Here is a 25,881-nt window from a genome sequence, read left to right as displayed (position 1 = left end):
TCTTGACTTTGCCGGGATCTTGGCAAATAATGCGCCTAACCCATTTCATTTCTTCGGAGTACTCCCATGGCAGAAGCGCACACCCCGGCCGAGCACAAGCCCGCCGCCGCCCCTCAGGCTGGCGCCCCCATCCAGGGCGCCGCCCCAGGCAAGACGCCGCCCAACAAGCGCGTGCTGGCCGTGGTCGGACTGATCGCGCTGGCCGCCCTCGGCGCGGGCGGGCGCATGTGGTACAAGAGCCATCATTACGTGGAGACCGAGAATGCCTACGTCACCGGGCGCGTGCACCCGGTGTCGGCGCGCGTGGCCGGCGTGGTCACCCGCGTGCTGGTCGACGATAACCAGATGGTCAAGGCGGGCGACGTGATCGCCGAGCTGGACCCGGCCGACCATGCCGTGCGCGTCGAGCAGATCGAAGCCCAGATCGCCAGCGTGGAGCAGCAGATCGAACAGGCCGGCGCCCAGGTGGCCCAGGTGCGCGCCCAGGCCGCCGCCGCCGGCGCCCAGGTGAGGCAGGCCGAGGCCCAGCTGGTGCGCGCCCGCCAGGACGCCGAGCGCTTCGGCCAGCTGTACAACGAGACCATGAAGGCGGTCTCGAAGGCCGAGGTCGACGCCTCCAGCGCGGCCCGCGCCGGGGCCGTGGCCGATGTGGCGGCGCGGCGCGAGAGCGCCAGCGCGGCCCAGGCCCAGGTGGCTGCGGCCGACGCCGCGCGCGAGGTGCTCAGGGCCCAGGTCAAGGTGCTGCAGGCCCAGCTCAAGGACGCCCGCCTGCAGCTGGCCTACAACCGCATCGTGGCGCCGGTGGCGGGCCGCATCGGCAAGCGCAGCATCGAAGTCGGCGCGCGCGTGCAGCCGGGCCAGCAGCTGCTGGCGGTGGTCGAAGACAAGGTGTGGGTGGTCGCCAACTTCAAGGAAACCCAGCTCGCCAGGCTGGAGCCGGGCCAGCAGGTGCACCTGGAAGTCGACGCCCTGCCGGGCAAGGACCTGATGGGCCGCGTGGACAGCTTCTCGCCGGCCTCGGGCAATCAGTTCGCGCTGCTGCCGGCCGATAACGCGACCGGCAATTTCACCAAGATCGTACAGCGCGTGCCGGTCAAGATCACGCTCGATCCGCAGGACGTGAAGAAGTACGCCGGTCGCCTGGTGCCTGGCATGTCGGTGGTGGCCGAGGTTGTGCTCGACCAGAAGGCCGCTCCTGTCGCGACCCAGACCGCCTCCGCGGCGCACTAAAGGTAGCCCCATGAGCTCCCTGAGCAAGCCCGCCCTCGCGGGCGCTCCCGCCACGCCCTATTCGCCGCCGCTGGGCGCGCGCGTCGACGCGCGCACCTGGGTCGCGGTCGCCGCCGGCATGCTGGGCGCCTTCATGGCGGTGCTCGACATCCAGATCACCAACTCCTCGCTGCGCGACATCCTCGGCACCTTGTCGGCCACGCAGGAAGAGGGCTCCTGGATCTCCACCGCCTACCTGTGCGCCGAGATCGTCGTGATTCCGATGACCGCACTGCTGACGCGCGCCTTCGGCCTGCGCAACTACATGGTGGGCACCACCGCCTTGTTCCTGCTGTTCTCGACCTTGTGCGGCGCGGCCTGGAACCTCGAGAGCATGATCGTGTTCCGCATGCTGCAGGGCTTCACCGGCGGCGCCCTGATCCCGATGGCGATGACTCTCGTGATCACGCGCCTGCCCGCCAACAAGCGCGCGGCCGGCATGGCGATCTTTGGCCTGACCGCCACCCTGGCGCCGGCCATGGGGCCGACCCTGGGCGGCTATTTGTCCGAGCTGTACGGCTGGCCCTCGATCTTTTACATCAACTGGGTGCCGGGCGTGCTGCTGATCGCCGGCATCATGTATGGCCTGGACAAGGAAAAAGCCAGTCTCAAGACCCTGGTCAACGCCGACTGGCTCGGCATCGGCCTGATGGCGATGGGCCTGGCCTGCCTGACCATCTTCCTGGAAGAAGGCAACTCGAAGGACTGGTTCGAGTCGCAGTTCATCGTGGTCTTCGCCGCGCTGTCCCTGACCGGTATCCTGGGCTGGGTGGTGGTGAGCTTCTCGCGCCCCGATCCCTTCGTGAACCTGGCCCTGTACGGCCAGCGCAACTTCCTGGTCGCGACCATGCTGTCGGCGGTGACCGGCATGGGTTTATATGGGTCTTCGTTCCTGCTGCCGCTCTACCTCGGCCAGATCGCCGGCTATACCCCGATGCAGATCGGCGAGGTGATCGCCTGGGTCGGCCTGCCGCAGCTGTTCGTGATGCCCTTCGCGGCCGCGCTGTCGTCCAAGGTGGACAACCGCATCCTGTGCTCCTTCGGCCTGCTGCTGTTCGGCGGCTCCTGCCTGATGAACGCCTTCATGGATGCGAGCACCGGCTACGACCAGCTGATGCTGACCCAGGTCGTGCGCGCCATCGGCCAGCCCTTCGTGATGCTGACCCTGTCGAACTTCGCGATGTCGGGCCTGCCCCCGCGCGACATGCCTTCGGCCTCGAGCCTGTTCAACATGACCCGCAACCTGGGCGGCTCGATCGGCATCGCGCTGCTGGCCACCTCGCTGACCAACCGCGAGCACTTCCACTCGGCGCGCCTGGGCGAAGCCGTGTCGCACTATGCGCCGGCCACCCAGCAGCGCCTGGAGCAGCTGACCCAGGGCTTCATCGCCAACGGCGTGGACCCGGCCACGGCCGCGAACCAGGCGCTCGCCGTCATCGACCGCATCGTGCGGCGCGAATCCTATGTGATGGCCTATAACGACGGCTTCCTGATCATCGGCCTGGTGCTGATCGGCTGCATCGCGGCGATCTGGATGGCCGACAAGGTCAAGTCGCCGGGCGGCGCCTCGGGTGCACATTGAATACGAAAGCAGAGAACATGAAGAAGCCATTCGCACTGACCATGATCGCCGCCGCGCTGGCGCTCGCAGGCTGCACCACCGTCGGCCCCGACTTCCAGGCGCCGGCGGCGCCGGCTGACACGTCCTTCCGCCACGCGGCGGCCTCCGGCGACACTGCGCGCCTGCCCGCCGGCTGGTGGACCGTGTTCGTCGACCCTATGCTCGACAGCCTGGAACAGCGCGCCCTGCGCGACAATCCCGGCGTGCAGGCCGCGGCCCAGCGCCTGCTGCAGGCCCAGGCCCAGCTGGGCGTGGTGCGCGCCGGCCAGCTGCCGAGCGTCGCGGTCGGCGCCGGCGTGTCGAACTCGCGTACCTCGAGCGAGACTTCGCAGGGCATCGCCCTGGGCCGCCGCTCGATCGAGGGCAACAACTTCAACGTCGGCGCCTCGCTATCCTACGAGCTGGACCTGTGGGGCCGCGTGCGCCGCGTGGTCGAGGCGGCCGATGCGCAGGCGCTCGCCGCCCAGGATGACCGTGACGGCGTGATCCTGCTGCTCTCGAGCCAGGTCGCCAGCGCCTACTGGCAGCTGCGCGGCCTGGACGCCGAACTGGCGATCCTGCGCGGCGCGCTCGACACCCGCCGCGAGGCGCAGGAACTGGTCGAGGCGCGCTTCAAGGCCGGCCTGTCGAACGAACTGGATGTCTCGCGCGCGCGCATCGAGCGCGCCAATGCCGAAGCCGACCTGCATGAGGTGCAGCGCCAGCGCAACCTGGTCGAACATGCGCTGGCGACCCTGGTCGGCGCCTCGCCGAGCGCTCCCCTGATGGCGGCATCGAGCGGCGCGCTGCCGCAGCCTCCCGCCATTCCGGTCGGCCTGCCGGCCAGCCTGGTGGGCCAGCGTCCCGACCTGGCGGCCAGCGTGGCCCAGCTGCGCGCCGCGAACGCCCAGGTGGGCGTGGCCGAAGGCGCGTTCTACCCTTCGCTGTCGCTGACCGGCAACTTCGGTTTCGCCTCCGAGCACCTGCGCGACCTGGCCAGCGGCGGCGCGCGCCAGTTCTCGATCGGCCCGCTGGCGCTGTCGCTGCCGGTGTTCGACGCGGGCCGCAACCGCTCGAACCTGGCGCTGTCGAAGGCGCGCTACGAGGAAGCGGTGGCCAACCACCAGGGAAGGCTCCTGACGGCGCTGCGCGAGGTCGAGGATGCGCTGTCGGATGTGGAGCAGCGCCAGAAGCAGGGCGAGGTGCAGGCGCAGTCGCAGCAGGCGGCCAGCCGCGCGCTGCTGGTGGCGCAGGCACGCTACGAGCGCGGCGTGTCGGCCTACCTGGACGTGACCGATGCCCAGCGCAGCGCGCTGGCGGCCGACCGGGCGGCGGCGCAGATCCGCACCCAGCGCCTGCTGGCCACCGTGGCCGTGGCGCGCGCCATCGGCGGCGGGTGGGAGCAGGGGCCGGCGCTGGCCACGGTGCGCTGAACGCGTCGGCGGCAGGGCCGCCACCCCTACGGAGGGTCGGCGGGGGGAATCGGTCCAGTGGACTGATTCCCGCCGACGCGCTCGACGAGCGCATGCATACCCGATAATCCCTCCTCCCCCATCCCGGCGGTTTACAATGGTCCGGTTGCCACAACAACCATAACGAGACCATGAAACATCTCCTCGCACCACTCATGCTCGCCGCAGCCGTCGGCGCCGCCTTCAACGCCAGCGCCCAACAGGCGCCCACGCCGGCCACCGCGCAACAGCTGCAGGCCATGAGCAAGCGCTTCGCCCCGGCCGAACTGAAGGCCGACGTGTCCAAGCTGTCGAAAGGCGACCGCGTCGCCATCGCCAAGCTGATCGAAGCCGCCAGGATCGTCGACACCCTCCAGCTGCGCCAGCGCTGGGCCGGCAACGAGGCCCTGCACGCCGCACTGCGCAAGGACAGCAGCGCCCTCGGCCGCGCGCGCCTGGACGCCTTTTGGCTGAACAAGGGCCCGTGGTCCGGCCTGGACGACAACCGCTCCTTCATGCCGGCCGAATACGCGGGCATCAAGATCCCGGCCAAGAAGCCGGAGGGCGCCAACTTCTATCCGGAAGGCGCTTCCAAGGCCGCTCTGGAAAGCTGGATGAACGGTTTGCCGGCCGCCGACAAGGAACAGGCCCAGTGGTTCTTCACCGTGATCCGCACCGACAAGGAAGGCAAGTTCCGCACCGTGAAGTATTCGGACGAATACCGTCCGGAGCTGGAACAGCTGGCCAAGCTGCTGCGCGAAGCCGCCGCCGCTACCGACAACGCCTCGCTCAAGAAATTCCTGGGCCTGCGCGCCGACGCCTTCCTCTCGAACGATTACCTGGCCTCGGATTTCGCCTGGATGGACCTGGATTCGCCGGTCGACGTCACCATCGGGCCCTACGAGACCTATAACGACGAACTGTTCGGCTACAAGGCCGCCTTCGAAGCCTATGTCAGCATCCGCGACGAGGAGGAGACGGCCAAGCTGAACTTCTTCGGCAAGCACCTGCAGGAGCTGGAAGACAACCTGCCGGTCGACAAGCAGTACCGCAACCCGAAGGTGGGCGCCATCGCGCCGATGGTGGTGGTGAACGAGGTCTATGGCGCCGGCGACGGCAACATGGGCGTGCAGACCGCCGCCTACAACCTGCCCAACGACGAGCGCGTGATCCGCGAGCGCGGTTCCAAGCGCGTCATGCTCAAGAACGTCCAGCAGGCCAAGTTCAAGTCGACCCTGACCCCGATCAGCAAGCAGGTGCTGCGCGCCCAGGACCAGAAGGACCTCGACTTCGATTCCTTCTTCACCCACATCCTGGCGCACGAGATCATGCACGGCCTGGGACCGCACCACACGAAAAAGGACGGCAAGGAATCGACCCCGCGCCAGGACCTGAAGGACACCTACTCGACCATCGAGGAGGCCAAGGCCGACATCACCGGCCTGTGGGCGCTGGGCTACATGATGGACAAGGGCCTGCTGAAGGACACCCTGGGCCAGGGCGAGGCGGCCGAGCGCAAGATGTACAACACCTTCCTCGCCTCAAGCTTCCGCACCCTGCACTTCGGCCTGACTTCCTCGCACGCGCGCGGCATGGCGATCCAGATGAACTACCTGCTGGACAAGGGCGCCTTCGTCGCCCATCCGGACGGCACGTTCTCGGTCGATTTCAAGAAGATCAAGGGCGCCGTGGCCGACCTGGACCGCGAATTCCTCACCATCGAAGCCACCGGCGACTATGCGCGCGCGAAGGCGATGATGGAGAAGTACGTCGTGATCCGTCCTGAAGTGCGCAAGGCGCTCGACAAGCTCAAGGCGGTGCCGAACGACATCCGCCCGGCCTTCGTGACCGCCGTCGGCCTGACCGGGAAGTAAGCCCACAGGACCCGTGTACGCCGCGTGGTGTGGCGCGGCGTACACAAACGACAAGGCGATTGGCGTCCTTACAACGCTTACATCGTTAAAGTCGGTAAAAACGGAGGGGCTGCCCAAAAATGAAACGACGGCCATGCTATATTCGTTTCCGTTGCTTTACGGAAATCGACGTACGCCTGTCCAAGCCTTCGCTTGTGCATGCCGTCGGCGATAGCGAACTCCATGATTCCCAAGAACCCGACCCTCGGCGTCCGGCTGGCCTTCAGCTACGGTGCGGTCTTCCTGTTGCTCATCCTTCTGACCGCGCTGGCCATGCTGCGCGTGGGCCAGATCAAGAGCGTCCTCGACCAGATCGACGACAACAAGATCAAGCTGCGCTATGCGAGCGAACTGCGCGCCAGCGTGCATGACCGCGCCACCGCGCTGCGCGACGTCGTGCTGTCGGCCGACGCCGCCGCGGCCACCGCGCCGATCAGCCTGATCAGGAGCCTCGAGGACAGTTATGCCCGCTCGGCCGAGCCGCTCGCGACCCTGTTCCAGGAACTGCCTGGCGTCCTGCCGGAAGAAAAGGAGGCGCTGGCCGCGATCCTGTCCCAGGAATCCCGCGCCCGGCCCCTGATCGGCCGGGTGATCGAACTGCATGCGGCCGGCCAGGTGGAAGAAGCGCGCGCGCTGCTGGCGCAGCAGGCGGCGCCGGCCCTGGTGGACTGGTCCGCGACCGTCAAGCGCTTCATCGACCTCGAGGAAAAGCTCAACGACGAAATGGCGGGCGATGCGCGCCGTACCGGCGAAGGCTTCTTCGGCTGGATCGCCCAGCTGTGCGCACTCGCCATCGGCGCCGCGGCCCTCGCCGCCTGGTACCTGGCGCGTGGCCTGCGCCAGGCGGGCCAGCCCGACGGCGCCGCGGTGGCGACCGCGCCGGATGCGAGCCGTGACGGCAAGGGCGCCGCGCTCCAGGTGCGGCCCGCGTTCGAACCGGCGCCGGAAGCCGCCGACCAGATCGCCGGCCTGATCGGCACGATCGACGCCATCGCCTTCCAGAGCCATATCCTGGCGCTGAACACGGCGGTCGAGGCGGCGCGGGCGGGCGAAGAGGGCAGGGAGTGCGCGGTCGAGGCAAGCGAGGCCCATGCGCTGGCCCTGCGGTCGGCCTCGGCGGCGCGCGACATCCGGGCGCTGATCGGCAGTCCGGCCGAGCGCGTCGGCGCCTGAGCGCGACCGCCTACAACGCAAGGGCTGCCGCGGCAGCCCTTTTTTCATGCGCCGCCGGCGCCTGTTATTGCCGTTTTGAACATCCCGAAATATTTTCTTCAAAGTAGGGCTTGATCCAGGGCTAGAATTGCCGATAGGAACTTCATCAATCCTGGGAGCAATCCACCATGTTCAAGCCTCTGCTGCTCGCCGCCATCACCCTGGCCGCCACCCTCCCGCTCCACGCCGCCGAACTGACCGCGCAGGAAAAGCGCTGGTTGCACGCCGCCGCGCCGGTGCTGAACTATTCCCAGCAGCTGAAACTGCCCGTCGACATCATCGTCCAGCCCCAGGCCCGTCCCGGCGACGTGCCCCTGGCCATGGGCTTCGACAAGGGCCGTTGCAAGCTGGTGTTCTCGATGCGCGGCAATCCGGATGCGGAGAGCGTCCTGAAGGATGTGCCCGAAGCCGATCAGGACCGCCTGATCGAGGCCATGGCGGCCCATGAACTGGCGCATTGCTGGCGCTATGCCCAGGGCGCCTGGCATGCGCTGCCGGCAGGCTTCGTCGAGGTCGGCGACGAGACGGCGCAGGACGCCGCATTGCTGGCGGCCTCGCGGGCCATGCGCGAAACCCGGCGCGAGGAAGGCTTCGCCGACCTGGTGGCGCTGGCCTGGGTCCAGCGCAGCCATCCGCAAGACTATGCGCGCGTGCACGGCTGGCTGGCCAAGGTGCGCGGCAATGTGGCGGTGCCGCGCAGCGGCCACGATACCCGTGTCTGGGTCAAGCTGGCGGAAAACGGTGCGCAGTTCAGCTCGGCCGCCACCCCCTTCGAGGCCGCCAGCCTGGTGTGGCGCGAGGGTTTGCTGCACGACGAATAAGCGTCGGGCTACCCGATCAGGATGAACCCCGGCACAGTGTGCCGGGGTTCTTTCGTTTTGGGGCCGGCCGTTCCTGTCTGGCGGCAGCCGCGTTTTCCGGCCAGTGTTCGCCGTCGCACAGAGGCGCCTTTGGTGGAGACGTTTAATGGACGTGCTACCACCACCACACGAAAGGGGTCCACCATGAAAACCATCATCGCTTCCCTGGTCGCGGTCGCCGCCGCCGGCTTCGCCGCCGTACCGGCCATCGCCGCCGATACCGCGGCCTATGACAAGGCGGTCGACCAGGCCAAGACCACCTACCGCGCTGCCAGCAAGAAGTGCGAGGCGCTGAAAGGCAACCAGCGCGACGTGTGTCGCGAAGAAGCCAAGCTCCAGCGTGCCCGCGCCGAGTTCGAGGCCGCTTCCGCGCACAAGACGGATCACGTGAAGGCGGCGCGGCGCGGCGTGATCAATGCCGAGCACGAAGTGGCCGAGGAGAAATGCGAAGTGCTTCGCGGCGAAGCCCAGGACGATTGCGAAGACAAGGCCGACGACGTGCGCGACAAGGCGCTGGCCGCGATCGCCAACTGAGCGCCGGAGATGCGTGCGCAGCGGACGCATACGGACGCATACGGCCGCGATTCGGCTGCCAGCGTTCGTTGTCGCACAGATGGTCTCTGTACCGGAAGCGTTTAATGGACGCTATCACAACAACCGAATGTAAGGGACCCAAACATGAAAACCCTCATCGCTTCCCTGATTGCGACCGCTGTTGGAGCCGGCTTCGCCATCGCGCCGGCATCGGCCGCCGACACCAAGGCCTATGACCAGGCCGCCAACAAGGCCCAGGCCGACTACCGCACCGCCAGCGCCAAGTGCGACTCGCTCACCGGCAACCAGCGCGACGTTTGCCGCGAAGATGCCAAGCTCAAGCGTGCACGCGCCGAGCTCGATGCTGCCGATAAGCACGACAAGGACCGCATGAATGCCGCCCGCCGCAACGTGATCCAGGCCGAACACGAGCTGGCCGAAGAGAAATGCGAAGTGCTCAAGGGTGAGGCCCAGGACGATTGCGAAGACAAGGCCGACGACGTGCGCGACAAGGCGCTGGCCGCCCTTGGCGACCGCGACATGAGCGCGGTCGGCGCCAGCGGCGCCGCCGGCCAGACCGCGACCGGCGACCGCGACGCTTCCAAGGCCGCCATGCTGGAACGCTGCGAAAAAATGACCGGCGACGACAAGACCGCCTGCATGGTCGACAACAAGGGCAATATGACCACCGGCGTGGCCGCCGGCGCCGGTGCCACCATGGCCGAGCGTACCCGCGAAGCCATGTCGAACGTCAAGGAAAAGGCTTCGAACGCTGTCGAGAAGACCAAGCAGATGGCGTCGAACGCCGGCGACCGCACCGCCAAGAACACCTCGGACGCCGCCATCACGAGCAAGGTCAAGGCCAGCCTGGTCGCCGAGCCTGACCTGAGCGGCATGAAGATCGACGTCGACACCGAGAAGGGCGTTGTCATGCTGAGCGGCTTCGTCGAATCGAAGGCCGAGGCCGACAAGGCCGTGCGCGTGGCCAAGGGTGTGGAAGGCGTGACCAAGGTCAAGAGCACCATCAAGGTCAAGTAAACGGGGCGCCGCCGGCGCTTTCCCGCGGGCCCGCATGCTCCCATGCGGGCTTTGTCATTCTGGCAGGCTGTGGATGGCCCGCCACATCATGGCGGGACAAGCGGGAAAGGCGGCGGATCGGTCGCGAAAGTTAGAACGTCTCACAAAACCTTCAGAGCAAGGCGCGGCGACGAAGACAGTACACCTGTACGGCAAGGAGCCGCAACGCGGCTCTGGAGGTTTTGTGAGGCGTTCCTGGTCACACAGCAAGGTATAATTCGGCGCGTGAACAAACTCGAAGCTTTCGGATACATCGCGGCACAGGCAGTGCGCGGTGAGATCACCTTCCCGACCAGCGTCAATGCGGTGCTGCGTCTGCAACTCGCCCTCGACGACCCCGATTGCCATGTGGAAGAGGCGATCCGCCTCGTGCTGTCCGAACCGCAACTGGCTGCGCGCACGGTCGCCATGGCGAATACGGCTGCGTTCGGCGGCAACAGCGGCGTGCCTGTGACCAATGTGCGCGCGGCCGTGACCCGTATCGGCTACCGACGCCTGCAAGCCCTGGTGGTCGGCCTGGTGGTGCGCCAGTTCGGCAGCCGCATCAAGGACCCGGGCCTGCGCGCCAAGGCCGAGCAGCTGTGGGAGCACTCTGCCCACGTCGCCGCGCTGGCCTATGCGCTGGCGCGCCGTGTCACCTATGTCAATCCCGACACCGCCATGTTCGCCGGCATCGTGCACGAAGTCGGCGGGTTCTACCTGCTGTCGCGCGCCGACGAATTTCCCGGCTTGCTCGACGACGACGTCGAGAACTGGGGCGAGCTGTGCGAGGACGTGGTCAGCGCCGAGGTGATGAAGAAGCTCAATATCCCTACCGTCGTGGCCGAGGCCATCGCCGACATGCGCGGTGGCTGGCTCAACATGCCGCCCGGCAGCCTGCTCGACACCTTGCTGCTGGCCAACCAGTATGCGCCCGTGGGTTCGCCTCTCGGCAACAAGCCGCAGCCGCTGCCGGCCCATGCCGAAAGCGCGATCGACTTCGTGCTCGACGAAGACACCCTGCGCCAGATCCAGGACGAAGCCGCCGAGATGGCCCAGGCCATGGGCGACGCGGTCCTGGTCTGACTCCCTGACCCCGCCTATTCGCAGTTGACGATGCCGGTTTGCGCGGCAGGCGCCCGCGCCGCCTTGGCGCGCCCGCGCCCGCGCTGCTGCGCCAGCATCAGCAAGGACAGGCCGACACCGGCCAGGGCCAGGGCCGCCGCCACCCATTGCGGCGCCGTGTAGGCATAGCCCAGGGTCAGCGGAATGCCGCCCAGGAAGGCGCCGGTGGCGTTGCCGATATTGAAGCCCGACTGGCCCAGCGAGGAACCGAGCATTTCGGCTTCGCGGGAATGGTCGATCAACAGCATCTGGATCGGCGGGCCGAGCGCCAGCGCATTGGCGCCGGTGGCGAAGGCCAGCACCAGCATCGCCGGCTGCGAATCGGCCAGCAAGCCATTGCACAGCAGCAGGGCCGTCATCGACACCAGCAGGATCAGGATCGCCGGCAGCGGATGGAAGCGGTCGGCCAGGCGGCCGCCCACCAGCACCCCGGCCGTCATGCCGACGCCTACCACGGTCATGACCATCGGGATCGTGGCGGGGCGGAACAGGGTGACCTCAGTCAGCAGTGGCGTGATGTAGCTGAACCAGGCGAAGAAGCCGCCGGTGCCGATCGCCGTGATGCCCAGCGCCAGCCACAGGCCGCCGCTGCGGAAGATGCGCAGGTCCTGCACGAAGCCGGCGCTCGGCCTGGCCTCGATGTGGGGCACCAGCTTGCGCAGGCTCAGCACGGTGGCGCAGCCGATCGCGGCCACGATCAGGAACACCAGGCGCCAGTCGACGGCGTGGCCGATCCAGGTGCCGATCGGCACCCCGATCACATTGGCCAGGGTCAGGCCCGCGAACATGGTGGCCATGGCCGCCGCCACCTTGCCCTCGTCGGCCAGGCGGCTCGCGACCACCGCGCCGACGCCGAAGAAGGCGCCGTGCGGCAGGCCGGCCAGGAAGCGCGACAGCATCATCACGTGGTAGTTCGGCGCGAAGGCCGACATGGCGTTGAACACGGTGAACATCAGCATGAACCAGACCAGCACGCTGCGCGGCGGGTGCCTGGCGAACAGGCTCACCAGGGTAGGGGCCCCGACCACCACGCCCAGCGCATAGGCGGTGATCAGGTGGCCGGCCTGCGGAATGGTGATGGCCAGGCCGCCGGCGATGTCGGGCAGGATGCCCATCATGACGAATTCCGTCATGCCGATGCCGAAGCCGCCCAGGGCGAGCGGGAGGAGACTTTTCTTGATCACGGGTGTCGTTCTTGGTGGGGGAGGTGAATGTTAGCGTTATCTATCACTATACCGGCTGGGTTCGGCCGCGTCCGCTTTCGAGTCGTGATGACGGGTATAGGCGCCGCTTATTCGCCACCGCCCGCGGCATCGGCGCCGACTTCGCGCGGCCAGCCGATGCGGCCGTGGCCGGCGTCGTCGAGGCGGGTGCGCAGGGCCGCGGCGGCGCTGGCGGGCAGGCTGAAGGCGAAGGCGACTTCATCGCCGTGGCTGACCTCGTCCAGGCTGGCGCCGGCCGCCTCGAGCTCGCGCCTCACCAGGCCCTCGAAGGCGTAGGGCGCCGTGCAGCGCAGGCTGGCCAGCTTGACGATCGGGACTTTCTGCGCCTGCAGCAGGGCCTGGGCCACGCTGTCGGTATAGGCGCGCACCAGGCCACCGGCGCCGAGCTTGACGCCGCCGAAGTAGCGCACCACGGTGGCCAGCACCCCTTCGAGGTCCTGGTGGCGCAGCACGTCGAGCATGGGCCGGCCGGCGGTGCCGCTCGGCTCGCCGTCGTCGACCGCGGCCGACTGCCCGCCCGCCAGCAGCGCCCAGCACACATGGGCGGCGCCCGGGTGGTCGGCACGGAGCGCGGCCACGACCTGCTGCGCGCCGGCGCGGTCGGCCATCGGCTGCACGCAGGCAAGGAAGCGGCTTTTCTTGATGATCAGTTCGTGCTGGACAGCGCTGGCGATGGTCTGGGCCATGGAATGCGAACGTGGAAATGACAACGCCAGCCCGAAGGCTGGCGTTGTCATGTATCTTTGGTAGGCCGTGCGGGGCTCGAACCTGCGACCAACGGATTAAAAGTCCGCTGCTCTACCAACTGAGCTAACGACCCGAAGAAGCCAATATTATAGCCGCACTTGCGCAAATGTCCAAGTGCTTCCCATCATTGTTGCAAATCAGCCAGTCCTCAGCCGTGCTCCGGGCTCAGGTTTCCACCTGGCTGTCTTCGGCCTGGACCTCGCGCATGGCGTGAGGTTCGAGTTTCTCGGCCTCCACGTTCATCCGGATGAACATGCCCCAGGCAATCAGGATCGCAGCAGCCGCCACGCCGATCGCGGCCGCGTGCGGCAGGTACTCCGGCTTGCTGTGCACGAACTGGAACACACCGATCAGGCACTCGATCGACAGCGACACCACGACCACGATCAGGAAGCGCGACAGGAAGCGGCGCACGCGGGTCGGGGCGCTGATGTTCACCGAGCGCTGGATTTCTTCTTCCAGCACCGTCTGGCCCAGCTCGAGCGCGGCGACGGCGATGGTGAGCAGGCCGATGCATTCCAGCACCAGCACGAAACGGTCGCGCACACTGGTGCCCGCGACGGGATTCAGCGCCCCCCAGGTTTCGATGGCTGCCAGTACGATCAGACCGATGCCGCAGATGAAGAACAGGGCCACGATCAGGAGGTAACCGACGAGGAAGGCTTTCTGGATCAGCTTCACGCTTGTCCCGGATTAGTAGAGTTGCAATAACTCTAGCACTAACCGGGATTCGGCCGCGTTCGCGCTTCGTCCTCCGCGCAGGGTGGCGCCGGGTAGCGGTAGACCGCAACCACGGGGCGCCGCTTGCGGTAGCCGGGACCTGCCCAGAAGTCGCGCTGGACGAAGTCCGAGATCCAGTGGGAACCATCGTAGCCCGCGACGTGGCCGTGGCCGCAGGGCTGGCAGGGCTCCATCACCATGATGTCGCCCTTGAGGAAGGCGAAGCGGTCCGGGTTCGGCACCTCAAGGCGCGCGTAGCCGAGGGCGAGCAGGGCTGGGCCGTAGAGTTTTCCCGAGGGCGGGTAGGGCGGCCGCAGCTCGGCGCCGGCCGCCTGCAAGGCCTTGCGCACGAATTCGCCGCAGCGTCCGAGGCCCCTGCCGGGAAGGGCCTGCCGGCGTAGGTGGTGCGCGAATTTTTCCAGGTCGATACACATCGCCGCCTCCATGCTGCTGACGATGGGTTCATTCTCGATGGATGACGATGCCGCGAACTGATGCCCGTCAGTTTGGCGCTCATCGCCGCACGAGCCCGGGAGAGCAGGCAAGCTTGATTGGCGCCGGCCAGTAATGCAGTCTGGCGGCAAAACAAAAAAGGCGTCGCGATCACTCGTAACGCCTTCATTGCTGCAACTAATTCTGGTCGGCCGTGCTGGGCTCGAACCAGCGACCAACGGATTAAAATAAAAGTCGCCGCGTCGAGATGTGCATTCTTTATTAATCAATGACTTGCAACGCTTGTTAAATGTGACAACCAGTCATGCCAAAGGGGAGAGGTGGTAGCTTATCAGGAGTCTCCCCTGCTCATTTCCGATGCGCTGCCAACAGTAGAGAAAGTACCGCAGTGCCACTGCAGTCCATGTATCAGATGGTTTTGCGTTCGCAGGTACCTGATTGAACTCGTCTTTAGCCTCATGCATTATGAATTCTAAGCGCGATGCGTACTGCTATTCGAACTCGACAATCGATCCGCGATCATGAAAATGTTTCCGAATTGCGCCGATGACTTCCTGCTTCTCAGCCTCAGTCAAAGCAACGTCCGGCGGCATCTCCCAGGTATTCAATGTGTTCAAATAGATGACGTAACTCGGTTCGGTTGGCGTCGAGGCAATGAGCGCCTCACCTAGAACATGTACAAGTTTGTCTTCACTCTTCAACCGTATGTCTCCCCGTGAGACATGAACGACTTCAAAATTCATATATCACCTCTTAAAAATGGTCTTCGAGTTTCCGTATTTCGGGTCAATAATATCGATTAGCCAACTGCGGGGCTTTTCATGAGCGCGCTTTCTCATTTTGGAAGCGCAAGCATTTGCCGACATAAGTCGCGTAGTTTTTGTCGCTGGATACCCCGTCAGGCCGTAGCAAAGTTTGGCACCGTCGCCACCAGCGTGGCGCCGCAAGTAGTCAGGCAACCCTCATACGCGATCGTCACGCCGTCAATGGTGTGGCCGGCGTTGCCGACGGCGATCTTGCAGTGCTTATGGCCCTTCTTCAGGCAGGTACAGGGGGCGCCCACTAGTGACAGCGGGATGTCGTCTACGGTGAATGCAGCGCGCCGCTGGCGCGCATCCTGCTGCCGTGGTTCGTGGGGTCGCCTACTCGGATGACTCGTTTGCTCATGAAGCCCTATGTGCTTCTTCGCTGGCCCAGCGGGTTGTAGCTGAACCGGGTCGAACTCTTTACGGTGATGGGTGTGATCCTGCGTTTGAATCAGTCTGCATGAGCGATCTGCAACACTCGAAGCAACCGCTCGTCCCTAGCCCCAGCCCTTCCGGCATCAACATCAACAGAGACATTTCCGCAGACGCAGTACTCATTGTCCGAAGGGTTCGACCGGAGAATGCTCCAGCAGTTAAGGCACTGGTAGAACGTCCGATCCGAGACTGGTAGCGGCGCTCCGATGACATGGTTTAAATCTACGATGCCCAACTTGTTCTTCGACATAATTTATCTCCGCGGTGGTCGGCAAGGATTTTGCATTTCGACTAGCTCTCCCGCATCCAGGTGCGATTGAACGCTTCCCGGAAGCTGATATTGAGTTCCATTCCCTGGCTGATTGAACCATGGTTCTGCTGGTCCGCCTCGAACGCCAGCAATAGGCTTCTTCACTTCATATACGTGGTATTCCGCGTTGAACGAGGCAGCTGGAAGTGCGCGGTCACCGAAGGGCGTTCCTGCGGGCGCAACAAAGCCACCTGTCGGCCGTCCAAAACGGTCGATCTGAGTACCGGGCGCCAGCGTAACCCTAGAGTCTTTCCCCGGCGCAAACCCATAGTTTGCAGGCCATCCTGGGTCTTTGGCAAACCGCCCTTGTGCGTCGCGGAATCGGCCATTGCGATCCTTGTCAACCGTAGCAGGGTTGGAAGGACATCTGCTTAGCCCGAGGGTGTCGAGCCAGCCAATAGGGTTCGGCGCGTACTGATGAAGATTCAACCCGCCGAGCAGGCCGATAGGGTCACGCGAAATGAACCTGCCGGAATGCGGGTCGTAGTAGCGATGCCGATTGTAATGAAGCCCCGTCTCTTCATCGGAATATTGTCCCTGAAACCGTATCGGATTCCGAATCCCCGCCTTGTACGCCGCTTCACTGATCGCTTCCTTCGCTTGTCCCCACGCCTTGTACTGCGCCGACCACGCGACCTTGCCCTCGCAATCCGTCAACTCCTGCGGCGTGCCCAGATGATCGCATTGATAGAAGGCGATCTCTTTTTTACCGAACGGCTCGGCTTCCTGCTTGTACTCACCGTTCCAGAGCGGATCAAGTGCAATATCGTATTTGCCGTCATTGCCCGCCATTAGCGCCTTGACATCGGTCGTACGGGGCAGTCGAAGCGCTTGGCTTCGCGTGGCCTGCACTAGCGGCACGAAGCCGCCGCGCTCGTACACATAGTGCACCGTCCGTTCACCCGTCGCATGCCCCCGCTGCACGCTGCTTTCGAATGCCAGCGTGTCGCCGTCCCAGCCGTACAGGGTCCGAGCCGTCTCCCGGACGGTAGTGCCATCGATCGCCCCACTGTGCTTGGCAATGCGCCGCCCCAACGGATCGTAGGCAAAGGTGGTGACGCCATGCCAGGTCATGGCACGGGTCATCCGGTTGAACGCATCCCATTCATATTCGGACCAAAGGCCGTTCTGGATATGTTCCACGACGTTGCCACGTTCGTCGTAGCGGTAGCTGACGCCGGCATATTGCTTGAGCAGGTTGTCCAACAGTTTGGGCAGCGGGACACGGCGGGTAATGGGCTCCTGCTGCGCGCTATCGGCTGCTTGGATGTTGCCGGCCGGGTCGAAGGCGAAGGTTTCATGACCCAATGCGCTGTTTGCCGACAGCAGCCGTCCGACCGGATCGTAGCGGTATTCAAGGCGACCGCGCCGGCTGTCTTCCAGGCTGCTCAGCTGGCCGGACGAGTCGTAGCGGTAGCGCCGCAGGATCGCGGCTTGCATGCCGACCTGGACGTCGGGACGGTAGGTGTTGGGGTAAGAATACCGGTCCTTCTGGCTGGTCTGCGCAGTGGCGCCGAGCTGCTGTTCGATCAGGCGCCCAAGCGGGTCGTACTTCATCGTTTGCAGCAGGCCGTTGGCCTGGGTGCGGCCGGTCTCCCGGTACAGCGCGTCGCGCTCGAAGGAGACGAGGTCCTGCCCGTCGAGCAGCAGGCCGTGCACATGGCCGGCGCCGTAGGTCAGCCAATCGATGCGGTGGCCATCGGGGCGCGTAGTGCCGGTGCGTTGGCTGAGTTCGTCGTAGTGGTGGTGCCAGACCGCGGTGCGCCTGTCGGGATGGAATGGGCCTTGGTAGTGCTGGTGCTCGCGCACCAGGTTGCCGGCGTCGTCGTAGAACCATTGCAGGCGGGCGTGTTCGTTCTTCGCTTCGGCCAGCTGGCCGTTGGCGTTGTAGGCGAAGGTTTCGATTTGCTCCGGCTGGCCCGGCGCTGCGGCCCGGCGTTGTACGAGCCGGCCCATGAGGTCGAAGTCGAGCCGTGTGGTCACGCCGGCTTCGACGGTTTCCGCCAACACGCCGCTGGCCTCGTCGTAGCGGTATTCGGTGGCCTTGCCGTCGAAGCCCTGTTCCTGCAGGAGGCGTCCGACGGGATCGTATTGGAAGCGGTAGACGCTGTCGTTCTCGTTTTCCAGGGCGGTCAGGCGGCCTAGCAAATCCCACTGGTAGTGCAGACTGTGTCCCAGCGCATTGGTGCGCTTTGCGATCAGTCCGGCCGCGGTGTAGCGGTAGGCGGTGGTGCGTTGCAGTGCGTCGATGTGCGCCAGCAGCCGGCCTTCGGCGTCGTGGCGAAACTGCTCCTGGCTGCCGTCAGGGTGGATGACGGTTTCGAGCTGGCCGGGATGATTGCCGCTGCCCTCGCTGTGCGCTTGCGCCAGCGTTTCGCTACTTAACGGCGTATAGCGGTAGCGGGTGACGTTGCCTGCGGCGTCGATGCTTTTGACCAGGCGCTTGCGGTCGTCGTACTCCCATCTGTTGCTGTGCCCGGAACAGTCGGTGTAGCTGGCGAGCTGGCCGTCCGGGGTATAGGCGAGTTTCTTGACGCCGCCCTTGGCATCGGTGACTTCGACCGGCCGGCCTTGTCGTACGCATATTCGGTCTTGTTGCCGAGCGGGTCGGTTTCCTCGACCAGGTGGCCCTGTGCATCGTAGTCGCGCCGCCAGGCACCGCCTTCGCCGTCGCGGATGCCGGTGACGCGGTGCTGGGCGTCATACTCGAAGTGGACCTGGCTGCCGTCGGCGCGCGTGTGGGTGAGCAGGTTGCCGTGCTCGTCGTAACGGTGATGCTCATTGCTGCCGTCGGCGTGGATATGGCGGACGACGTTCTTGGCGTCGTCGCGGAACAACCATTCCTCGCCCCCGTCCGGATACACGATGCGGTAGGTGTAGCCGGAGATGTCATAGTAGTAGCGGGTCTCGTGTCCAAGCGCATCAAGGACGTAGGTCAGGCGGATGTTCTTGTCCCACTCGAGCCGGGTGTCAAAGCTGCCGTCGTCGGCCCACTCGCGGATCGCCTTGGCATTGGCGCCACTGTCGATGCTGGTATCGTAGGCGAGGTTCATGCCGCGCCCGGTGCGATCGGTGTACCGGGTGACGAGGTGGCGGTGGTACTGGTACTGCCAGGTGGCGGCGTTGTCGTCCTGGGCCCGGACCAGGTCGCCGTGCTCGTCGTAGTCGTAGGCAGCGAGCTGGCGCAGGAGCTTGCCATCCTGGATTTCCCAGAGCGCGCGGATGCAGCCGGTATCAGGGTCGACCTGGGTGCCCGCGTGGGCAACGATGGTGTCGCCCTGCTTGCTGATGATGTCGCTGAGTACTTCCTCGCCGGCGTAAGGGCCATCGGCGACGACGTGGTCATAGCGCAGGCCGAGCGCGGCGCCGTCGCGGGCATGCAGCGCGATCAGCCGGAAATGCTCCTTGCCCAGCTCAAGCGCCTTCGCGCGCACGGTGTCGACCAGTTCGTAGGTTTCGCGCCAGGGGCTGGGCTCGCCCTCTGGCAGCGGCTTGCCGAAGTCGAGCGTGAGCAGGGTGGCGCTGACGCGGGTGAGCGTGATCTGCTCGACCGGGTCGTGATGACGCTGGCCGATGCCAAGGTACGGGAAGCGGTGGCTGCGGCCGTCGGCGGCGTGATAGAGCAGGGCGGCGGGCTTGCCTTTGCCCACGACGTCGATGCGGGTGCTGTACGGGGTGAGCCAGCGCGCCCCGAGATTGCCGCGGTCGTAGGCAATCAGCTGGCTGCGGTAGGTGCGGCTCCAGGCGATGGGGAGCGGCGCATCCAGCAAGAAGTCCAGGTGGGTGAAGGTTTCCGCGCCGGTGGCGAAGCTGATCGAGTGCGCGGTGCCGCCTTTCGCAGGACACAGCTTGCAGGCATTGGCGTCGCCCGTGGCCGGGCGTTGCCGGCTGGTGGCGCCCAGCTCGTGGCCGGGGTTGGTCTTCTTGTGGTCCGCGCCCTTGCTGGATGGGACCAATGCCGCGCCCCGCTTCTTGTGCTTGGTGACCGCGTCGCGCAACCGCGCCAGTATCCACCGGATGCTCATCTGCTTCTGTTCGTCGGCCAGGGCGGCGAGCTTGCCGCGAAACGCCGGCTTGAAGTCGGTCAGGTGCTGGATAATGCTATTCACGCCCGCTTCCGCGCTCTTCGGCAGGTGGCTGGCGGCCACGGCGACAACGTAGTTCGCGCTCATCTTGTACTGCCGGCCGAGAGCGCCAATCATACGGCGCCAGCTGCTCTGCGCCTTGGGGTCATGCAGCTTGTCCTCCACTTCCGCCAGGGAGGCCACCTTGAACAGCGGTTCCTGGCCGATGCAGCGCTTGAGGGTCTTGACAAGATCGTCGGCGATGCCGTCGGCAGTATTGGCGCAATCGTCCAGGATACCCGCCAGCTTGCCCATCGCGCTGTCGACAAAGGTATCGATCTCGCCGGCCAGCCTGGCGTTGAGGTGCACGACCAGCACCTCGACCAGCGCGCTGCCGAGATCCTGGGCGCCCGAGGCCAGCTTTTGCCGGACCAGGTGCAGTGCAGGCCGCAGGCTCATGCGTGCCGCGTTGCCTGCTCCCGGGGCCACGCCGATCAGGTTGATGCCAAGGCTCACCCATAGCAGGAAATCGACCTCTTTCTTGGCAACGTATTTTTGGGTTACCTGCACTATGTCCATGATGGCGTCGATGAGCGCCATGATGTTGCCAATCACCGGCAGGCTGCCGGCCACGGTGCTCAGGCGCTCCAGCGTGATGTAGTCGTCACTGATCTTGCGCAGCCATCTGTCGAAGGCGCCGGCGCCGGCGCCGACGTCCTGCTGGTCGATGCTGTCGAGCGGAGCGACTGCGACTTCCGGCGCGCGTTCGGCGGGCTTGGGTGGGACCTGCGTGGGTTCGGTCATGGTGGCTTATTATTTTTTTATATGACGGATTTTTTTGCGATCGAGGGCAATACTTCAGCGCCGCGCGGCAGCGCTCCGGGCAAACCGACGATCGACGCGATGGCGGCGGCAGGCTTGCCGGCACTTGACGCGCCGGCCGTTGCGCCGCCCGGTAGCTTGGTCGCGACCTTGGCCAGGGCCGCCTGCCCGGCGGCAGCCAGTAATGATTGCGCGCCGCCCTTGGGCAGAGACTGCACCGCACCTGCCGCTTGATCCGCGGTTTGCACAATCGCGCCGAGCGTGCCGGCTGCTTTATGGAGGCTGCCTGCCGCAGCATCTGCGCCAGTCCCGGGCAACGCCGTGGTCGGCCATTCGGTTCCCTGCCCGAAGTAGCTGTCTTCATCCCACGGGTCGCGCGGGTCCTTTCCGTAGCTGATCGTGGCCATCCCCATCGGCAGCCCGGCCACGCTGGCAAAGCCATCGGCGTCGAGCACGCCCTGGTGGACCCCGCCCTCGGCATCGACGACGGTGTATTCGCCTTGCCTGATCCCTTGCTTCTTTCCGCCTGCCGGATTCACGTACTGGTGATACAGGTCGAGCTGGCCCGGCGCCAGCTGCACGGGCTGCGGCAAACTCGGCGTGCCTTCGCTCTTGCCGGGTTCGAAGCTGTGGTGCGCCGCGTGTTGGACCCAGTTGCCGCTGGTGCCATGGACGATCCCCGATGCGTTCCAGCGGCTGAAGCTGGTCCCGCCGTTGATTACCACCTCTTCCTTTGCCGTGATCGTGATCCGGTTCGCGGTATGGGTAATGTTGAGCTTGGCCAGGATGTTGACGCTGTCCTTCAAGGCGGTGATGTCGATGTCGGCGCTGGCCGCCACCAGCTTCATGCCGGCCTTGTAGGCAAACATGCGCACCGCTTCCTTGACGCTGACGAGCAGGCTCTTGCCCGCGCTCAGGCTGGCATGGCCGCCGCTGCTCAGGGCGGTGTGCTCCACGCTCATCAGGTGGGTGGAACCTTGCGTGCTGGTTTCGATGCCGGCAGGGCTGGCCAAGGTCAGGTGGGGAGCCTGGAATTCCGGGAACTCGCCTTGCGCCGGCGTGCCCCCCTGGCCCTTGATGGCGTCGACCTGCGCCTTCAGCGCGGCGACCACCTGGTCCTGGTCGCCCGCGTGGTGCGCCTGCGCCTGTTGCGCTACCTGCGACAGGCTGTCGTGCAACTCCTGGCCCTGCGTCATGCGCGCCAGCGTCTCCGCCATATCGGTGATATGGGCGCGGGCGTTCGGCCGTCCTTCGGTGCTGAGCAGCAGGCCCTGCTGTGCGCGCACTGCGCCGTGGCCGTCTGTGCGCAGCTCGAAGCCCTGGCCACGCCCATCCTTGCGTCCGGCATTGTCCTCGATGCGGTTGATGTGGCCGAGGCTGAGCTGGCTGGCGAGATGGTCGCTCTTGAGCTGGGCCTGGATCTGCCCTTGCGTGTCATCCAGCACCAGATGGTTGCTGCGTCCGCCGGGCGTGTTCCCTCCCTCAGCAGTCAACTCCCGGCTTCTGAGCCCCATCAGCGCCCGCTGTTCGGGCAGCTTCCACGGCGGCATAAAACCCTGGTTGTACACGGACCCGGTCACGATCGGATGGTCGGGATTGCCGTCGAGCCATTGCACGATCACTTCCGATCCGACCCGCGGATGGCTGGCCAAGCCCTTCTCGCCGCCGGCCCAGTTGCTGCCGACCCGTACCCAGCAGCTACCGCTTTCGTCCCGGTCCCAGTGAAACTTGACCTGAATGCGCCCGTACTGGTCTACGTTCAGGCTGCCTTGGCCTTCCGAGCCGACCACGGTGGCGGTCTGCAGAGCCAGCAACTTGGTGTCTGTGCTGTTGAAGCCGCGACCTGGCCGCCAAGGCGCGGCCTTGCCCTGGCAGAGCAGACGGTTCTTGTACTCTGCCACCGCGTCTTTGCCTTGCAGGTAGTTGTCGCTGGCCTTGTGATGCACTTCCAGAATCAGGAATTCGCTATCCTCGCTTTGGCTGAAATGGTCAAGGAGCTTGAACCATCTGCCTGCAGCGACTTGCCTGTTGTTGCCCTGGGCTTCGTATAGCTTGCCACGGGCTTCGATCTCTTCCATGCGCAATTGCGCAAGCTGGTAGGCGCCGGACTGGTGCTTGAATCCGTAATGACCCTCGTAGCTGTGCACCTCCAGCTGCGGAATATCGCCTTGCTGGTTAACGGTGACCGTATCCGCATGTACGGGGTAGGGATTCTTGAAGTCGAAGCCGCTCACCGCCGCTTGTCCGGCCGCCCACTGGCGCAAGGGACTCCAGTGGTCGATCGCGTTTTCTTCGGCCGCGCCGCCAGCGCCATGGAAGCGGATGCTGGGCGACGGTCCGTCGATCGGCGAAGCGGTGCAAGTGTTATCGCAGACCATGAGCGTATGACCTTCGCCGCTGTGCTCGTACCAATAGCTGTATCCCGCCGCTTCCCAGCGCCGGCACAGGTAGTTGTGGTCGGTTTCGTCCCATTGCGTCGCCATTGTGAGCTGCGGCTGTTCGCCGGCGACTTCCCACTCCCAAATGGGCAGGCCGCCGTAGCCGGCGAAGATCGTCTCTGCTTGCTCGCGCAGGTTCTGTGCATGGAATAACCGGTTGTTCCGGCGCAGGCGCGTGTACGCCAGCCATGGCTTCAAGACGCCTTCGTAGAAGGCCACGCCGCCGTCCGTCTTGACCAGCTTGAACGAAGCGACATAACCGGTGAATGGACGCAGGCTGCCGTCGTCCTGTACCAGCGAGATGCACAGCAGCTTGCCGTGCATCTCCTCGAGCTCGATCCCGGCATCGTCGCTCAGCAGTTCCACCTTGAACTCAAAGTCGCGAGACAGGTATTCCTTGCCTTCGAAGCGGTTCACCATCAACTTGGCCTGCGGGCCATCGTTCCTTGGGAACGACAAGCGCAAGAGGCGGGTACTTTGGTGGGCATCCAGCAATGTTTGCAGGTCAGTCATCGTTCTTGCTCATCAGTTGAGCTAGGAGTTGTTGATTCGAGATGCTCGATGTAGCTATATAAGCGCGTCCGAACTTGCGACGAACTTCTTGACTGTAGTCATTAAATTAAGAGTAGCTAGTGACAAAACGCAAATTTTGGCGGAGTTGTACCGCGCGTCAGTTTCTAGACAATTTCCGGAACGACACGTTTTTGTATTGGAGGAGACGGGGACTGTTGGAAGTCGGCCGCGATGGTGCGGTGGTACGCAAACCTGGCGCCGGCGCACATGACGTGTTACACGGCGATAGTAGGGGGCGGGGGACAAGTACGGCGCAGCAGGCAGACGAGGGAGGCTGCCGCGAAAACAAAAAAGGCGTCACGATCACTCGTAACGCCTTCATTGCTGCAACAAATTTTGGTAGGCCGTGCGGGATTCGAACCTGCGACCAACGGATTAAAAGTCCGCTGCTCTACCAGCTGAGCTAACGACCCGAAAGAGGCAGCATTATAGCCGTTGATTCCGGTTTGCGCCAGGGCTAAGTGAACAATCGTTCACGACAGCGCCGAGGTCACCTTCAGCACCTCGTCCGCCGTGGTCACCCCTTCCACCACCTTCATCGCCCCGGCAATACGCAAGGGCTTCATCCCGTCCGCGATGCTCTGCCGGCGCAGCGCCTGCAGCTCGCCCGATTCCCGCACCAGCTTGCCGAAGCCTTCGCTGACGGTGAGCAGCTCGTAGATGCCGGTCCGACCGCGATAGCCCGTCTGCCGGCATTCCGGGCAGCCGATCGGCCGGTACACGGTGGCCGGCTTGGCGATGCCCCACGCGCCCGCGATGCTCTGCCACACCTCGTCGCTCAGCTCCCCGCCCGGCGCCTTGCAGGCAGGGCAGAGCGTGCGCACCAGGCGCTGGGCCATGACGCCGATCAGGGTCGCCTCCAGCAGGTAATCCGGCACACCGAGTTCCAGCAGGCGCACCACGGCCGCCGGCGCGTCGTTGGTGTGCAGGGTGGAGAACACCAGGTGGCCCGTCAGCGCGGCCTGGATGGCCATCTCGGCGGTCTCCAGGTCGCGGATCTCGCCGACCATGATGATGTCCGGATCCTGGCGCATCAGCGCCTTGACGCCGTCCGCAAACGACAGGTCGATCCCGGGCTGGATCTGCATCTGGTTGAACGAGGCTTCCACCATCTCGATCGGATCCTCGACGGTGCAGACATTGACCTCATTGGTCGCCAGCGCCTTCAAGGTCGTGTACAGGGTGGTGGTCTTGCCCGATCCGGTCGGTCCGGTCACGAGGATGATGCCGTGCGGCCGGCCGGTCAGCGCGTCCCAGCGGCGCGCATCCTCGGGCGGGAAACCCAGCTCCGGCAGGGTCTTGACCACGACGTCCGGATCGAAAATGCGCATCACGAGCTTTTCGCCGAAGGCGGTCGGCATGGTCGACAGGCGCAGCTCGACCTCTTGCCCGGCATTGGTGCGGGTCTTGATACGGCCGTCCTGCGGGCGGCGCTTCTCGATCACGTCCATGCGGCCGAGCAGCTTGATGCGCGCGGTCATGGCGATCATCACCACCGCCGGCACCTGGTAGACCTGGTGCAGCACGCCGTCGATGCGGAAACGGATCACGGCGAACTCGCGCTTGGGCTCCAGGTGGATGTCCGAGGCGCGCTGTTCGAAGGCGTAGCTCCACAGCCAGTCGACGATGTTGACGATGTGCTGGTCGTTGGCGTCGACCTGCTTGTTCGACTTGCCCAGTTCGACCAGCTGCTCGAAGTTGTTGCGCATGGCCAGGTCCTGGCCGGTGCTGCGGTTGGCGTCGCGGATCGACTTGGCCAGGCTGAAGAACTGCGAGATGTACTGGGCGATGTCGAGCGGGTTGGCCAGCACCAGCTCGATCTTGCGCCGTGCGACCTTGGCGATCTCCGCCTCCCACTCGGTCGCCGCCGGATCGGCGGTCGCCACCACCAGGGTGGTTGCCGTCATCTCCACCGGCAGGATGTTGAAGCGCGCCGCGTAGCTGGCCGACATCACGTCCGCCACCTTGGTGAAGTCGATCTTGAGCGGGTCGATGCGGATGAAGGGCAGGCCGACCTTGGCCGCGCACCATTCCGTCAGCACGTCCAAGGTCAGCAGCCGGTGCGGCGGCTGGTTCGACACCAGCTTGCACTGGGCCACCGCGCTCAAGGGATGCATCGAGCCGGCCGCATTCTTGAGGATGCCCTGGGCCTGGGCGAAGTATGCCTTGACGTTGTCCTTGCTGACGATGCCGTCGGCCAGCATCCAGGAAAAGATCGATTGCAGATCGAGCTTGCGCAGGCTGGGCGGCTTGTGGGCGGCGGTCATGGG

General features: G+C 65.2%; 19 protein-coding genes and 2 tRNA genes. 9 read left to right on the top strand and 12 right to left on the bottom strand.

Going from position 1 to position 25,881, the window contains the following annotated elements; translation table 11 throughout:
• Window positions 1-66 precede the first annotated feature (66 nt).
• The 9 genes from V7778_RS13980 to V7778_RS13940 all read left to right on the top strand — a co-directional run bounded on the left by V7778_RS13980 (window position 67) and on the right by V7778_RS13940 (window position 10,981).
• Window positions 67-1,230: an HlyD family secretion protein gene (locus V7778_RS13980; protein ID WP_335556176.1), complete on the top strand. Its 1,164-nt coding sequence runs from the start codon at window positions 67-69 to the stop codon at window positions 1,228-1,230.
• A 10-nt stretch (window positions 1,231-1,240) separates the two neighbouring features.
• A complete protein-coding gene (locus V7778_RS13975) occupies window positions 1,241-2,851 on the top strand; it encodes a DHA2 family efflux MFS transporter permease subunit (protein WP_335556174.1) in 1,611 nt (536 codons plus the stop codon).
• Window positions 2,852-2,868: 17 nt separating this feature from the next.
• Window positions 2,869-4,302, top strand: coding sequence for an efflux transporter outer membrane subunit (locus V7778_RS13970; RefSeq protein WP_335556173.1), 1,434 nt, complete (start codon window positions 2,869-2,871; stop codon window positions 4,300-4,302).
• A 170-nt stretch (window positions 4,303-4,472) separates the two neighbouring features.
• Window positions 4,473-6,194 carry a dipeptidyl-peptidase 3 family protein gene (locus V7778_RS13965; RefSeq protein ID WP_335556171.1) on the top strand — a complete coding sequence of 574 codons (1,722 nt, stop codon included), beginning with the start codon at window positions 4,473-4,475 and terminating at the stop codon, window positions 6,192-6,194.
• 222 nt (window positions 6,195-6,416) lie between these two features.
• Window positions 6,417-7,406 carry a methyl-accepting chemotaxis protein gene (locus V7778_RS13960; protein ID WP_335556170.1) on the top strand — a complete coding sequence of 330 codons (990 nt, stop codon included), beginning with the start codon at window positions 6,417-6,419 and terminating at the stop codon, window positions 7,404-7,406.
• Window positions 7,407-7,573: 167 nt separating this feature from the next.
• Window positions 7,574-8,266: an NUDIX hydrolase gene (locus tag V7778_RS13955; protein ID WP_335556168.1), complete on the top strand. Its 693-nt coding sequence runs from the start codon at window positions 7,574-7,576 to the stop codon at window positions 8,264-8,266.
• Window positions 8,267-8,449: 183 nt separating this feature from the next.
• Window positions 8,450-8,839, top strand: coding sequence for a cell envelope biogenesis protein TolA (locus V7778_RS13950; protein WP_335556166.1), 390 nt, complete (start codon window positions 8,450-8,452; stop codon window positions 8,837-8,839).
• Window positions 8,840-8,983: 144 nt separating this feature from the next.
• A complete protein-coding gene (locus tag V7778_RS13945) occupies window positions 8,984-9,877 on the top strand; it encodes a BON domain-containing protein (RefSeq protein ID WP_335556165.1) in 894 nt (297 codons plus the stop codon).
• Between the two features lie 264 nt (window positions 9,878-10,141).
• Complete coding sequence (locus V7778_RS13940) at window positions 10,142-10,981, top strand: HDOD domain-containing protein (protein WP_335556163.1); 840 nt, start codon at window positions 10,142-10,144, stop codon at window positions 10,979-10,981.
• Window positions 10,982-10,995: 14 nt separating this feature from the next.
• Here V7778_RS13940 and V7778_RS13935 read toward each other — a convergent pair whose 3' ends face one another.
• The 12 genes from V7778_RS13935 to V7778_RS13880 form a co-directional block, all read right to left on the bottom strand.
• The gene (locus V7778_RS13935; protein ID WP_335556161.1) at window positions 10,996-12,204 is read right to left on the bottom strand and encodes an MFS transporter; all 1,209 of its coding nucleotides are present in this window, start codon (window positions 12,202-12,204) and stop codon (window positions 10,996-10,998) included.
• A gap of 107 nt (window positions 12,205-12,311) precedes the next feature.
• Complete coding sequence (locus V7778_RS13930; RefSeq protein ID WP_335556220.1) at window positions 12,312-12,929, bottom strand: IMPACT family protein; 618 nt, start codon at window positions 12,927-12,929, stop codon at window positions 12,312-12,314.
• A gap of 58 nt (window positions 12,930-12,987) precedes the next feature.
• Window positions 12,988-13,063 (bottom strand) — tRNA-Lys (locus V7778_RS13925).
• 92 nt (window positions 13,064-13,155) lie between these two features.
• Window positions 13,156-13,671 (bottom strand): hypothetical protein, encoded by a 516-nt coding sequence (locus V7778_RS13920; protein ID WP_335556159.1) that lies wholly within the window; start codon window positions 13,669-13,671, stop codon window positions 13,156-13,158.
• A 38-nt stretch (window positions 13,672-13,709) separates the two neighbouring features.
• Window positions 13,710-14,144 (bottom strand): CHAP domain-containing protein, encoded by a 435-nt coding sequence (locus V7778_RS13915; protein WP_335556157.1) that lies wholly within the window; start codon window positions 14,142-14,144, stop codon window positions 13,710-13,712.
• Between the two features lie 510 nt (window positions 14,145-14,654).
• Window positions 14,655-14,906: an Imm74 family immunity protein gene (locus V7778_RS13910; RefSeq protein WP_335556155.1), complete on the bottom strand. Its 252-nt coding sequence runs from the start codon at window positions 14,904-14,906 to the stop codon at window positions 14,655-14,657.
• A gap of 155 nt (window positions 14,907-15,061) precedes the next feature.
• Window positions 15,062-15,340 (bottom strand): PAAR domain-containing protein, encoded by a 279-nt coding sequence (locus V7778_RS25165; RefSeq protein WP_442920725.1) that lies wholly within the window; start codon window positions 15,338-15,340, stop codon window positions 15,062-15,064.
• Window positions 15,341-15,657: 317 nt separating this feature from the next.
• Window positions 15,658-17,862 carry a glycohydrolase toxin TNT-related protein gene (locus tag V7778_RS13905; protein WP_335556153.1) on the bottom strand — a complete coding sequence of 735 codons (2,205 nt, stop codon included), beginning with the start codon at window positions 17,860-17,862 and terminating at the stop codon, window positions 15,658-15,660.
• Between the two features lie 233 nt (window positions 17,863-18,095).
• A complete protein-coding gene (locus V7778_RS13895) occupies window positions 18,096-20,582 on the bottom strand; it encodes a DUF6531 domain-containing protein (RefSeq protein ID WP_442920724.1) in 2,487 nt (828 codons plus the stop codon).
• Between the two features lie 17 nt (window positions 20,583-20,599).
• Window positions 20,600-23,551, bottom strand: a complete 2,952-nt coding sequence (locus V7778_RS13890; RefSeq protein ID WP_335556151.1) for a type VI secretion system Vgr family protein — start codon at window positions 23,549-23,551, stop codon at window positions 20,600-20,602.
• A 397-nt stretch (window positions 23,552-23,948) separates the two neighbouring features.
• Window positions 23,949-24,024: transfer RNA gene (locus tag V7778_RS13885), tRNA-Lys, on the bottom strand.
• Between the two features lie 60 nt (window positions 24,025-24,084).
• Entirely contained in the window at window positions 24,085-25,878 is a 1,794-nt protein-coding gene (locus tag V7778_RS13880) for a GspE/PulE family protein (protein WP_335556150.1), read from the bottom strand.
• Window positions 25,879-25,881 lie beyond the last annotated feature (3 nt).

The organism is Massilia sp. DD77, assembly GCF_036961685.1.
Taxonomy (GTDB): domain Bacteria; phylum Pseudomonadota; class Gammaproteobacteria; order Burkholderiales; family Burkholderiaceae_D; genus Telluria.
This window is presented reverse-complemented; position numbering and strand designations above follow the sequence as displayed.

Bases quoted from the DNA above. Each gene is read 5' to 3' on its own strand.
- V7778_RS13965 (WP_335556171.1), top strand. From the start codon at position 4,473: ATGAAACATCTCCTCGCACCACTCATGCTCGCCGCAGCCGTCGGCGCC.
- V7778_RS13955 (WP_335556168.1), top strand. From the start codon at position 7,574: ATGTTCAAGCCTCTGCTGCTCGCCGCCATCACCCTGGCCGCCACCCTC.
- V7778_RS13890 (WP_335556151.1), bottom strand. From the start codon at position 23,551: ATGACTGACCTGCAAACATTGCTGGATGCCCACCAAAGTACCCGCCTC.
- V7778_RS13960 (WP_335556170.1), top strand. From the start codon at position 6,417: ATGATTCCCAAGAACCCGACCCTCGGCGTCCGGCTGGCCTTCAGCTAC.
- V7778_RS13980 (WP_335556176.1), top strand. From the start codon at position 67: ATGGCAGAAGCGCACACCCCGGCCGAGCACAAGCCCGCCGCCGCCCCT.
- V7778_RS13930 (WP_335556220.1), bottom strand. From the start codon at position 12,929: ATGGCCCAGACCATCGCCAGCGCTGTCCAGCACGAACTGATCATCAAG.
- V7778_RS13910 (WP_335556155.1), bottom strand. From the start codon at position 14,906: ATGAATTTTGAAGTCGTTCATGTCTCACGGGGAGACATACGGTTGAAG.
- V7778_RS13950 (WP_335556166.1), top strand. From the start codon at position 8,450: ATGAAAACCATCATCGCTTCCCTGGTCGCGGTCGCCGCCGCCGGCTTC.
- V7778_RS13895 (WP_442920724.1), bottom strand. From the start codon at position 20,582: ATGACCGAACCCACGCAGGTCCCACCCAAGCCCGCCGAACGCGCGCCG.
- V7778_RS13915 (WP_335556157.1), bottom strand. From the start codon at position 14,144: ATGTGTATCGACCTGGAAAAATTCGCGCACCACCTACGCCGGCAGGCC.
- V7778_RS13945 (WP_335556165.1), top strand. From the start codon at position 8,984: ATGAAAACCCTCATCGCTTCCCTGATTGCGACCGCTGTTGGAGCCGGC.
- V7778_RS13975 (WP_335556174.1), top strand. From the start codon at position 1,241: ATGAGCTCCCTGAGCAAGCCCGCCCTCGCGGGCGCTCCCGCCACGCCC.
- V7778_RS13970 (WP_335556173.1), top strand. From the start codon at position 2,869: ATGAAGAAGCCATTCGCACTGACCATGATCGCCGCCGCGCTGGCGCTC.
- V7778_RS13880 (WP_335556150.1), bottom strand. From the start codon at position 25,878: ATGACCGCCGCCCACAAGCCGCCCAGCCTGCGCAAGCTCGATCTGCAA.